The 11,505-nt window shown below is 67.9% G+C and carries 12 protein-coding genes; 5 read left to right on the top strand and 7 right to left on the bottom strand.

Translation table 11 applies throughout. The features are described from left to right. Positions 1-131 precede the first annotated feature (131 nt). Positions 132-1,343, top strand: coding sequence for a PE family protein (locus tag BST27_RS34505; protein WP_083148505.1), 1,212 nt, complete (start codon positions 132-134; stop codon positions 1,341-1,343). Positions 1,344-1,347: 4 nt separating this feature from the next. On the opposite strand, the gene mftG is transcribed toward BST27_RS34505, so the two are convergent. From mftG to mftA, 7 genes are all read right to left on the bottom strand, one after another. Further along, positions 1,348-2,781: a mycofactocin dehydrogenase MftG gene (mftG, locus tag BST27_RS14060; RefSeq protein WP_069420803.1), complete on the bottom strand. Its 1,434-nt coding sequence runs from the start codon at positions 2,779-2,781 to the stop codon at positions 1,348-1,350. A gap of 34 nt (positions 2,782-2,815) precedes the next feature. After that, positions 2,816-4,228: a mycofactocin biosynthesis glycosyltransferase MftF gene (gene mftF, locus BST27_RS14055; RefSeq protein WP_069420804.1), complete on the bottom strand. Its 1,413-nt coding sequence runs from the start codon at positions 4,226-4,228 to the stop codon at positions 2,816-2,818. Continuing rightward, the gene (gene mftE, locus BST27_RS14050; protein ID WP_069420858.1) at positions 4,225-4,977 is read right to left on the bottom strand and encodes a mycofactocin biosynthesis peptidyl-dipeptidase MftE; all 753 of its coding nucleotides are present in this window, start codon (positions 4,975-4,977) and stop codon (positions 4,225-4,227) included. Before mftE ends, mftF begins: the two co-directional genes overlap by 4 nt. 107 nt (positions 4,978-5,084) lie before the next feature. Continuing rightward, positions 5,085-6,257 (bottom strand): pre-mycofactocin synthase MftD, encoded by a 1,173-nt coding sequence (mftD, locus tag BST27_RS14045; RefSeq protein ID WP_069420805.1) that lies wholly within the window; start codon positions 6,255-6,257, stop codon positions 5,085-5,087. Between the two features lies 1 nt (position 6,258). Next, a complete protein-coding gene (gene mftC / locus BST27_RS14040) occupies positions 6,259-7,470 on the bottom strand; it encodes a mycofactocin radical SAM maturase (RefSeq protein WP_069420806.1) in 1,212 nt (403 codons plus the stop codon). Then, positions 7,467-7,817, bottom strand: coding sequence for a mycofactocin biosynthesis chaperone MftB (mftB, locus tag BST27_RS14035; protein WP_197518158.1), 351 nt, complete (start codon positions 7,815-7,817; stop codon positions 7,467-7,469). Before mftB ends, mftC begins: the two co-directional genes overlap by 4 nt. Further along, entirely contained in the window at positions 7,802-7,897 is a 96-nt protein-coding gene (gene mftA / locus BST27_RS14030) for a mycofactocin precursor MftA (RefSeq protein WP_079219683.1), read from the bottom strand. The genes mftB and mftA overlap by 16 nt, the downstream gene beginning before the upstream one ends. Positions 7,898-7,999: 102 nt before the next feature. On the opposite strand from mftA, the gene mftR reads away from it, so the two are divergent. Genes mftR through BST27_RS14010 form a run of 4 tightly spaced genes read left to right on the top strand, consistent with a single transcriptional unit; the run spans position 8,000 to position 11,498 of the window. Then, positions 8,000-8,584, top strand: a complete 585-nt coding sequence (gene mftR / locus BST27_RS14025) for a mycofactocin system transcriptional regulator (protein ID WP_069420809.1) — start codon at positions 8,000-8,002, stop codon at positions 8,582-8,584. Then, positions 8,581-9,636: a DUF2332 domain-containing protein gene (locus tag BST27_RS14020; RefSeq protein WP_069420810.1), complete on the top strand. Its 1,056-nt coding sequence runs from the start codon at positions 8,581-8,583 to the stop codon at positions 9,634-9,636. Before mftR ends, BST27_RS14020 begins: the two co-directional genes overlap by 4 nt. A 54-nt stretch (positions 9,637-9,690) precedes the next feature. Further along, positions 9,691-10,221, top strand: a complete 531-nt coding sequence (locus tag BST27_RS14015) for an RNA polymerase sigma factor (RefSeq protein WP_069420811.1) — start codon at positions 9,691-9,693, stop codon at positions 10,219-10,221. Next, on the top strand, positions 10,218-11,498 hold the full coding sequence (locus BST27_RS14010; RefSeq protein WP_069420812.1) for a VOC family protein: 1,281 nt from the start codon (positions 10,218-10,220) through the stop codon (positions 11,496-11,498). The genes BST27_RS14015 and BST27_RS14010 overlap by 4 nt, the downstream gene beginning before the upstream one ends. Positions 11,499-11,505 lie beyond the last annotated feature (7 nt).

Genomic DNA, 11,505 nt, shown 5'->3' with positions numbered 1-11,505 from the left:
CTAAACCACACAAACCCCAGACACCACGCACCCCATCGCCAAGTCCGACCGAAATCACCCTCGACGAAAAATCGAGGCTAGATCGCTATCTGCTCTTATCGGGACGCTCGCCGTCCGGTAGGAGAATCATCATGGCATTTCTGAGCGTGGCGCCAGAATTCATCGCAACAGCAGCAACCGATTTGGCCGAGATCGGCGCGGCGCTAGATGCGGCCAACAGCGCGGCCGCCGGCGCGACCAGCGGTGTGCTCGCAGCGGGTACCGACGAGGTATCGCTCGCAGTCGCCGCATTGTTCGGGTCGTACGGGCAGCAGTACCAGGCCTTGAGCGCGCAGGTGTCGTCGTTTCACACCCAGTTTGTGCAGGCGCTGGCGGCGGGCGCGGGGTCCTACGCCAGCGCCGAAGCGGCCGCCGCGACGCCTTTGCAGACCGTGCAGCAGCAGTTGCTGGGGCTGATCAACGCACCCAGCGTGCAGCTGACCGGCCGCCCGCTGATCGGAAACGGCGCCAACGGCGCGGCGGGCAGCGGCGCCAACGGCGGTGACGCCGGTTGGTTATTGGGTGACGGCGGGGCCGGCGGATCGGGCTCGGCCGGCAAGAGCGGCGGCAACGGCGGTGCGGGCGGTTTCCTCGGGGGCAAGGGCGGGGCAGGCGGAGCCGGCGGTTCGACCAACGGACTCGGCCCGGTCGGAGCGGGCGGCAACGGCGGTGCGGGCGGCCGAGGCGGCGATGGCGGACTGTTCGGCAACGGCGGGGCCGGCGGGGTCGGTGGCACCGGGTCACCGAATGGTGGCGTGGGCGGCGACGGTGGAGCCGGCGGCAACAGCGGCTTACTCGGCGGGAACGGTGGCGACGGCGGCGCGGGCGGCCGCGGCATCATCGGCGGCGGCGGCGGCGCCGGCGGCAAGGGCGGAATCTTCGGCGGGACCGGCGGACACGGCGGCAGCGGCGGCGACGGGGGGGCCGTCGGAGCCGCAATTGGCGGCGACGGAGGACTGGGCGGCAGCGGCGGTGCCGGTGGGGCCGGCGGCTTCCTCTGCGGCAAGGGCGGCGACGGCGGGAACGGCGGCGCCGGGGGCGGCGGCGACGCCAACCAAGGCATCGGTGGCACTGGCGGTGCCGGCGGAAAAGCCGGTCTGATCGGCGATGGCGGTGCGGGCGGCGCCGGTGGCGCCGGCTACACCGCTGCGGCGACGGGCGGCGCGGGAGGAAGAGGCGGCGACGCCCAGTTGATCGGCAGCGGCGGCAACGGCGGCAACGCTGGTTTTGGCCCCACCCGTCGCGCGCCAGGGGCCGGCGGACTCGGCGGACTCCTAGGCCTGGACGGGCTGCCCGGGAACTAAGGCGTCAGGCGACGAATTCCGCGGCACGGTGCGCGAGCATCACGATGGTCGCGTGCGGCCCGCGGCTGGTGATCGTCGGCAGGATGGATCCGTCGATGACCCAGAGGTTTTCGATACCGAATACTCGACAGCGCTGGTCCACAACGGCTCTCGGGTCGCCATCGGCGCCCATCGGGGCGCTGCCGCACAGGTGCTGCGAGGTCGACCATACCGGGTGTCCGATATGCGTTACCGTGCCGCATAATTCGCGGGCCAGCTCGCTACCCTGGCGTAGTGCCGCGACGTCGGCGGGCTCGCTGTCGTAGCGATGCTCGATGCGAATCGGCACCGCGGGGTCGTTGGATGCCAACGTGATTCGCCCCCGTGATCGTGGCCGCATCAGTGCTACTCCGATATGCGGCCAGTCTCGGTGTCCGGCGGTGCCGTCACCCGTCATCGCAATGAAACCACCTGTGTATGGCCGAATTTCGATGCCATCGGCGGTGGTCAGCACCACTTCCAGCACCGGCCGTTCCTCGGCCACCGCCCAGTTTGTGGGCATCACCCACTCCGGGTGGTCACTGCAGGCGATCCCAACCGGCAACGTCGCCAACGGTTTCACGTCGGCGGCAGCCAACACGTCCTCATCACCGATGCCCGAGAGCATCAGCAGATGTGCCGATTCAATCGCGCCGGCACACAACACGATTCGATCGGCGGTGTAGGTGATCTGACCGCCGGGGCCAATAGCGTCCACGCCCACCGCGACCTTGCCCGAGAAGCGGATACGTACCACTCGGGTCTGGGACACCAATGTCAGATTGGGTCGTTGCAGCGCGGGCAACAAGAAGCCCGCCCCGGCGCCGGTGCGCACTCCGTCGATGATGTTAAGCGGTACCGCGCCCACCCCGGACGGCAAGTCCGGCCCGACGTCGTTCAGGTCGGCGATCCACGGAAAGCCGGCCCGTTCGGTGGCCCGCACAAAGACTTCGGTGGCCCCGACCATGTCGTGCGTTCGTTGTACCCGGATCGGGCCGGTGCGGCCGTGGACGGGGGTGTCGAAATCCAGATCGTTCTCGATGGCCCGGAAGTGGTCGATGACGTCCGACCACGCCCAGCCCGGTATCTGGTTTCGGTCGAAGTCCGCGGGCAACCCGCGGCAGAAGTAGCCGCCGTTGACCGCGCCGGACCCACCGATCGTTGCTCCGCGCACGATCGGCAGCTTGCGCGCCGGTCGATCGGTGAGCGTGGTCAGATATCGCTGAACCAGGGGGCTGCCCACCCCGATCGGCAACTGCAGCCCATTGGCGGCCTGCGCCACCAGTTGCGCGTCGTCCAGTCCGGGGCCGGCCTCCAGCACCGTAACCGCGCAACGGGAATCGACGGAAAGACGCTCGGCCACAACCGATCCAGCGCTACCCGCGCCGATGATCAGCACATCACTGTGCTGGGCAGCCATTATCAACCATTGTCAAGATGGGTCAAGGTGCGCGTTACGTCCGAATCCGCGGCTTGAGCGGGCCCACATTGCGTTCGCGCAGGACGCCGTACCACAAGCCGATACCGTAAGCCAGGTCGTCGACACGCTTGAGCACCAGAAAGGTCAGCAGCCCGATGCGCTCGGCATCATCGTCGCCGATGTTGCGACGGCGCAGCCAGTCCGCGACCCCGTCGACGATCGCCGCGATCAAGAACACCCGTCTGCAATGCCGGGACAGTATCGCCGCCACCAATGCCACGGGCCAGTAGTGCCGACAGATGGCCGATGCCAGCTGAAGAGCGGCCGACCACAAGCCGCGGGTGGCGATCACGACCACATCCCACAACGAGGTGTGCGGACTGTTGATGGCCTTGGCGATCCGCCGGCCCGTCAACACGGCGATGAGCAACGACGCCAGCTGGGCCAGGCCGCTGCCGAAGGACATCAAGATCCATGCCATGAGCGCCCAGCCGGAGATCACCACCGGCGCCGTTTTGTCGGGGTGGCGCGCCGACAGCGGGGCCGCCGATCCGCCGTAAAACGCCTTCCGCGCCAGCCAGTCCCGCAGTTGGGTGCGATGATCGTGCGCGACCAGCGCTATCGGCTCGTATCGCAGCCGGGCGCCGGCCTCGATGAGTCTCCAGCAAAGGTCGACGTCTTCTCCGGCGTGCAGGGTTTCGTCGAACCCGCCGATGTCGCGGATGGCCGAGCAGCGGCAGATGATGGCGGCGCTGGGAACGTAGGACACCGGGCTGTGCGGCAGCACGGGCGCTTCCCGCCGACCGAGATCGAGTGACGAGTGCACCGCCTCATAGCGCGCGACCACATTCTCGCTTTGATCGAGCCCCACGATGCGGGGGGCGACCAACGCAACGGTTGGATCGCAGAAGTGGCCGAGCAGCACCTCGAGCCAACCGCGCCGGGGTGCCACGTCGGAATCCAGAAAGGCCACGAAGTCGGTGGTGCAGGCCGCCAGTCCGGTGTTACGCGCCGCAGCCGGTCCCCTGCTGCGGGGGTGGTGCAGGATTTCCAGGTCGCAATGCGCGCCCTCGAAGTCCTCCAGCTCGACCGGTCGCGCAGATCCGTCGTCGACGATGATCACGCGCAAGCCACGCAGCGAAGACACCAGCCGGCGCAAGCCAGATACATTGTCCCGTACCGGTATAACGACAGTCACGTCACGATATGACGGGCCACCCGCCGGGCGTGGATGCGCCACGGTCGCGTCCAGCAAGGCGCGGGCCAACTGGGCACTGCGATCGTCGCAGACCTTGAGACGGCCGTCGGACAGCATGTCCTGGGCCGCAGGTGCCAGCCGCAGCAACCGCATCGGCGAGCCGCCCAACAAGGCCGCGCCATCGCCCAGCACGCGCACCCGACGGTCAACCTGCACAGCGAACCCGTCCGGAAGTCGGGTTGCGGTCATAAGAGCTTCCCGTCGCGCCCCGGCGTCCACCGCTCGATACGACGCCGACAGTCATCGACCATTTCCGCGAAGATCCGCTCCCCCTCCGCCGACGTCGCGGTCGTCGGATCCCCAAGCACCCCGATCGCACTGACCGCCGCGACGCCACCCCGGCGCATCGACGGCAGCAAATCGGCCAGAGGCGCTTCATTGCCGACCAGCAGCCGGTCGGTGCGCACCTCGGCGGGCGAAATGTGCAGCAAGATCGACGTTTCCGTGTGCCCGGCGTGGGCGTCGCCACCGGCGCAACTGCACGGGCACCATCCCACGTCGCGGCCTTCCGATCGCAGCAGACTCGTCGCGCGGGTCAGAGCGGAGATGTTGCCGCCGTGGCCGTTGACGAATACCAGGCGCTGCGCCCAGCAGGAAGCGGAGCGACCGTATTCGACCAACAATGTCGCGAGCGCTTCGGTGCCTATCGAGATCGTTCCGGGAAAGCTCTGGTGCTCACCGCTGGCGCCGTACGCGACGGCGGGCGCTACCAGCCACTCGAAGGGGCCGAGGCGTTCGGCCAGAGCGCGGGCCACCGCGGTCGCAATGCGTGTGTCGGTATCCAGTGGCAGATGCGGACCATGCTGCTCGGTGGATCCCAACGGGACCAAAATTGACGCAGAGGTGGATATTGACAATTGCTTCGACGTAGCACTCCCCAGTTCGCCGCTTACGGGCACTGGCTGATGGTAGGCCGAATTTACCTGTTGTGCAGCAATTGTTTTCTCAACTAGCGAAATTTTTTCCACACCGGGCAATCGCGGCCCGAAACTTTGCTCCTCCACCACGGCAAGACACCTGGGATATCTCTCGGATTGCGATCTACCTATGCACCCAGCGTGCGGGGGAAGCCGTCCGGAACCAGGATGTCATCGGGACCGAGATCGTGAATCGAGGAACGACCCAGACCCATCAGCGCCGAGTCGATGCCGCCGTAAAGGATGTCGAGCACGTTTTCGACGCCGGCCTGTCCGGCCGCGGCCAAACCCCACAAGTAGGCACGGCCGATCATCACCGCGCGCGCACCCAGCGCCACGGCCTTCACGACATCACTCCCCCGCCGGATGCCGCCGTCGAGCAGCACCTCGACCTGGTCACCGACGGCCGCGGCCACGGCCGGAAGAGCGCGGATCGCGGCGGGCGTGCCGTCCAGGTTGTTACCGCCGTGGTTGGACACCGAGATGGCCGAAACACCCGCGTCCACCGCCCTTTTGGCGTCGTCCACCCGCATCACGCCCTTGAGCATGAACGGTCCGCCCCACAGCTCGCGCAGCCAGGCGATGTCCTCCCAGGTCGGCGGCGGCGTGCCCATCCACTCCCCGTACGCGCTGAAGAACGGCGGACCCGGCTCGCCGCGCCGGGCCTGATTGGGCACCCGCAGGTCCGGCGGCCGCAGCGTCTTGCCGAACTTCCACAGCCACCGCGGTTTGGTGATCACCTCCGGAGACATCCGCAGCATCGTCTTGAAGTTCATCTCTTCGGGGATCTTGGGGCTGCCCCAGTCGCGCCCGTGTGAGAACGTCCAGTCGGTGGTGACGATCAGCCCGACCGCCCCGGCTTGGCGCGCACGCTCGGCACGCTCGGCGATCGCGTCGCGTCCGCCCAACCAGTAGATCTGGAAGAACACCTTCGGGTTGGCGGCGACGACCTCTTCGATCGGCTTGCTGGCGAACGAGGACAATCCCATCGCGGTGCCGCGGGCGGCCGCGGCGCGGGCCACCGCCACCTCGCCGTCCGGGTCGACCGCCTGTACCCCGGTCGGCGAGATGATCACCGGAAGCGAAATGTCCTGTCCCATGACCGTGGTGGACAGGTCACGCTTTTCGGGCGCGCCGACGACATGCGGCGCAAAGCCGAGTTCGCTGAAGGCCGCGACGTTGTCGGCGACCGTGACTCCCTTTTCGCTTGCCGCGATCAGCGACGAATAAACGGACTTGGGGAGCCGCCGCTTGGCGCGCTGCTGCGCGATCGCGACGGTTTCAAACCATTGATCGGCCACGCTAAATCGGACTTTCGTTACAGAGCCTGGCCGGCGCGTGCGCCGGCGGTCGGACGGACAGGGTCAGCGGGACCGGCGTGCTGAGCTTGCGACCACGGGAGTGGTCGACGCGGGGCCGCGGCGTCTCCCGCTCCCCGGCCAGGGCCGGCGCGCCGTAACCCTGGACGCACTCGGGATCCGGCCCGTCCAGCGGCAGACCGGTGAAGAACTTGGCCGCCATGCAACCGCCCCGGCAGCTGTCGTAGTGTCCGCAGCTGCCGCATGCGCCCGCGGATTGCGGTTCGCGCAGCTCACGGAACAGCGGGGCGTTCTGCCAGACATTCGCAAAACCGCCGTCGTGCAAGACATTTCCGGCCAGGAAGCGATCGTGGATGGCGAACGGGCAGGCGTACACGTCGCCCACCGGGTCGATCAGGCAGACCACCCGCCCTGCTCCGCACATATTCAGCCCGGCCAGGGCACCGGACTGGCCCAGCGGGGCCAGATGGAAGAACGAGTCGCCGGTGAGCACCCGCTCCCCCTTGGCGACCAGCCAGTCGTAGAGCTGCACCTGCTGGTCTGCCGTCGGATGCAACTCATCCCAGACGTCGGCGCCGCGCCCGGAAGGACGCAGCCGGGTGATCCGCAGGGTGGCCCCGTAGCGGTCTGCCAGTGCCGCGAATTCGTCGAGCTGGTCGACATTGTGGCGGGTGACGACCACGGAGATCTTGGCGTCTTTGAAGCCGGCGTCGGCGAGGTTCTGCAGGGCGCGCACGGCCATGTCAAACGACCCGGCGCCGCGGACGGCGTCGTTGATCTCAGCGGTAGCGCCGTCCAGCGAGATCTGCACATCAACGTAGTCGCTGGCCGCCAGCCGCGCGGCCACCTCCGGGGTGATCCGCACGCCGTTGGTGGAGAACTTGACTCCGACATGGTGCTCGGTGGCGTAGTCCACCAGCTCCCAAAAGTCTTGTCGCACAGTGGGTTCGCCGCCACCGATGTTCACGTAGAACACCTGCATGCGTTCCAGCTCGTCGATGATGTCCTTGCATTGGCGGGTGGACAGCTCACGTGGATCACGCTTGCCCGACGACGACAGGCAGTGCACGCACGCCAGGTTGCAGGCGTAGGTCAGTTCCCAGGTCAGGCAAATCGGCGCGTCCAGCCCACGCTCGAATTGCTCGATGAGACGGGGCACTCGTACGGTCTTGGGCCCGGTGTCGAGCACGGTCATTGGGCCTCCTCGGGCACCAGCATGTTGGAATCGGCCAGCACACCCAGGGCGTGCAGATACGGGCCCTGGTCGCCATCCTCGACCCCCGCCGCGCGGCAGGCGGAGCGGAGATCGGGATGATCGGCCAGCGTCTGCACCACCGTGAGGATGGTGCGGTTCTTGAGGAACGACAGCTTGCGCGTCCCGAAGTGGTAGAGCAGCGCACCGAACGGTTCCGGTCGTACCGCTACCTGAGGGTGCAACCGCCAACCACGGTCGGGATCGAACGCGGCCGGCCCGCGCTGCGATGGCGCGGGCCGTGCAGCCGCCCGAGGCGGCGCCGGGGACATGCTCAGTAGACCCCGCACATGCCGTCGATGGACACTTCCTCAACCAGGGTCTCGGTGACAAGCTCGGTGGTGGTCTCGTTCTCGTTCTCGCGGTCCATGTGGGTTCGCCTCTCCATAGGGTCTCGACAAGAAGGGGTGGTTGTGATCACAATCGTCGACAGAATATGGCATCGAGTGCCGAAATGAAAGGGCGGGGTGCGATGGCGCACGAGTCGCGGGTCGGCCGACGCCGCTCGACGACACCACACCACATCTCCAACGTGGCCATCGACTTGTTCGCCGTCCGAGGTTTCGACGACGTCAGCGTCGACGATGTCGCGCAGGCGGCGGGCATCGCGCGCCGCACGCTCTTTCGTTACTACGCCTCCAAGAACGCGCTGCCCTGGGGCGATTTCGATACCCACCTCGACCAGCTGCGGGACCTGCTCGACGCAGACGACAGCGTGCCGCTCCGCGCGGCATTGCGTGCCGCCTTGTTGGCGTTCAACACATTCGACGAGTGCGAGACCATCCGGCACCGCCAACGCATGCGGGTGATCCTGCAAACCCCAGAGCTGCAGGCATATTCGATGACCATGTACGCCGGCTGGCGGGAAGTGGTCGCCGAGTTCGTCGCCCGTCGGACCGGCACCAAGACGACCGACCTGTTGCCCCAGACCATCGCCTGGACGATGCTCGGGGTCGCGTTGAGCGCCTACGAACACTGGCTGAGCGACGAGAACGTCACGCTCTCCGAGGCGTTGGGCAGCGCGTTCGACGTCGTCGGCGCCGGGCTCGACCTGTGAACGGCACGGGTGACGAGCATCTGCTGCACACGCTGCGCGCGCAGGGACGGTTCTGCGCGGCAGCGGGGTCGCCGATGTACGGCGACCTGTTCGAGATGGTGGCCGCCGACGTCGAGGCCGACGGCGTCTTCGCCGGCATCCTGGCCGGCCGCGAACATGCGTCGTCCGGCCAGGCGGTGCCGCTGCGTCTCCTCGGTGGTCTGCACCGGATGGTGCTCGACGGGCGGGCGCCGACCTTGCGAGCCTGGTATCCCAGCGTCGGAGGCAGCTGGGACGCTACGGCCGCCTGGCCGGAAATCCTGAGTACCGCGGCGGCGCACACCGAGTCGTTGCGGGCGGCTCTCGACCAACCGCCACAGACCAACGAGGTGGGCAGGTCCGCCGCGCTGATCGGCGGCTTGCTCCGGCTCAACCGCGAATTCGGCTTTCCAATAAGACTTTTCGAGATCGGCACGAGCGCCGGGCTGAACCTGCGAGCCGACCGTTACCACTATCGCTACGACGGCGACGGTTGGGGAACCCCGGATTCACCGGTCCGCATCGACGACGCGTGGCGCGGGGAGCTGCCGCCGGCGGGCACGGTGCGGATCATCGAACGCAACGGCTACGACATCGCGCCGATCGATGTCACTGACGGCGACGGGGCCATGACCGTGTTGAGCTACGTCTGGCCCGACCAGACCGCTCGGCTGGAACGGTTGCGCGGCGCCATCGAGGTTGCGCGCGACGTTCCGGTGCGTTTGGAGCGGCAGAGGGCGGCAGCAGCAGCGGCCGCGCTGACCCTGTCCGACGGCACGCTGACCGTGCTGTGGCATTCGATCACGTGGCAATACCTGTCGCGCGAAGAACGGGTCGCGGTGCGCGAATCGATCGACCGCCTGACCGAACTCGCCACCGGCCGCCGCCCGTTCGCCCATCTCACGATGGAGCCCAATCGCGCCGGGCCCGGGGCGCCGCTCAAGTTTCTGGTAAGGGCGGCGAGCTGGCCGGGCGGTGACATGCGGGTCCTGGGCGAATGCCACGCGCACGGCCCGCCGGTGCACTGGTTTTGAAAATTCTTCCGATCGGCCCGTCGGAGTTTCGGCCGAAACGGCGACGATAAGAGTGTGAGCGCCCGACCGGACCGCGATCGCCGTGCCGCCGGCGAAGCCGCGCACGCGCTGCTGTCGCTGTACGACGACGCGTTGCCGGTGGTGTACGGCTACTTCGTGCGGCGTTGCGGCGATCGCGGGACGGCCGAGGATCTGACCTCGGAAACCTTCCTGGCGGCGATGGACGCCGCCCGAAAGGACGACCCGCCGCCGATCGCCGTTCCGTGGTTGCTCGGCGTGGCGCGGCACAAACTGGCCGATCATTACCGACGCCGCCACGACCGGTTCACCGACCCGGTTGCCGAGGTGCCAGAACCGCCCGGGGTCGACGACTGCGACGCCGAGTTGGACCGCCTGGTGGCCGAAAGCGTGCTGGCCCGGTTGACCGAGCCGCACCGCACCGTGCTGGTGCTGCGCTACATGGACGACTGCAGCGTAGGCGAATGCGCCGAACTGATCGGACGCACCGTGCACGCCACCGAGGCGCTGCTGGTGCGGGCCCGAAGGGCATTCAGGGAGCAATATCCGGAAGGAGGCACGTCATGAGCGACCCTCTGCACGTGCTGCACACCGAAGACCTTCCGGTGCAACCCGATCCGGCCTTCGCGGCGCGCTTGCGACGGCGCCTCGAGGCCGCGCTTTCGTTACCGGAAGGAGTTGAGATGAGCGGAACCGCAACAGCCGTTTCCGAATTGACCGAACCGTCGGCCCTGAACACGGATACCACTGGGGCCACCGCCGCTGCGCCCCCGCGCTCGGCCGCACTGCCCTACCTCACCGTCGCCGATGCGCGAGCCGCCCTTGCCTGGTACACCGATGCTTTCGGCGCAACCGTCATCGGTGAGCCAATCGTGATGGACGACAGTCGAATTGGGCACGCCGAAATCGAGATCGCCGGCGGTGTTCTGTATCTGGCCGACCAGTTTCCCGAGCTGGGTCTGAAGGCTCCTGCCCCGGAGGCGGTTTCGGTCAGCCTGATGCTGCATGTCCCGGACACCGATGCGGCCTTGCGTCGAGCCCAAGAGCAGGGCGCCGACGTCGTGCGGGACATCTACGAGGCCCATGGATCGCGCAACGCGACCATCATCGATCCGTTCGGCCACCGCTGGATGCTCACCGGCCCCGTCGGCGAACCGATCCGGCATGGCGACGTCGGCTACATCTCGGTGTGGGTTCCCGACGCCGCTCGGGCGGCCGCGTTCTACGGTCACGTGCTGGGCTGGACGTACGATCCGGACTCCCAGCAAGTGACCAACACAGACCTGCCGACCGGCATTTTCACCGTCGCGGGACGCCCCACGCTGTTCTGTTGCTACGCCGTCGCGGATTTGGCCGCCGCTCGCGCGGCGATCACCGAGGCCGGCGGCGCGGTGGGCGAAACGCGCGAGTTCGAGTTCGGGACGGTACTGGAGGCGACCGACTCCCAAGGCACGGCCTTCGCCGTGTTCGAGCCGATGGCCGGCCGGAAACGCCCACAGCTCAACGGGTCTGGCCCGGGTGAACTGTCCTACATCACCTACGAGGTGGCCGACTCCGCGGAATTCCGCGGTTTCTACGGCCGGGTGCTGGGGTGGACGTTCGAACCCGGGCGCATCGACGACGGCTGGCAGGTGGCCAACGTTCACCCGATGGCCGGTGCCGCCGGTGGCAGCGCACATCCGCGCACGGTGCCGATGTGGACCGTCGCCGACATCGATGCGGCCGTCGCGCGGGTGCGGGAGGCCGGCGGCACGGTGTTGGCCGAGCCGTCGCGCCAGCCGTACGGGTTGTCGGCCGAGTGCGCCGACGACCAGGGTGGCCGGTTCTACCTGGGCGAGTTCTAGGACTCTT

It is taken from the genome of Mycobacterium intermedium, from assembly GCF_002086275.1.
GTDB lineage: Bacteria > Actinomycetota > Actinomycetes > Mycobacteriales > Mycobacteriaceae > Mycobacterium > Mycobacterium intermedium.
Note: the sequence above shows the minus strand (reverse complement) of the source record. Positions and strands in the feature narration are given on the sequence as shown.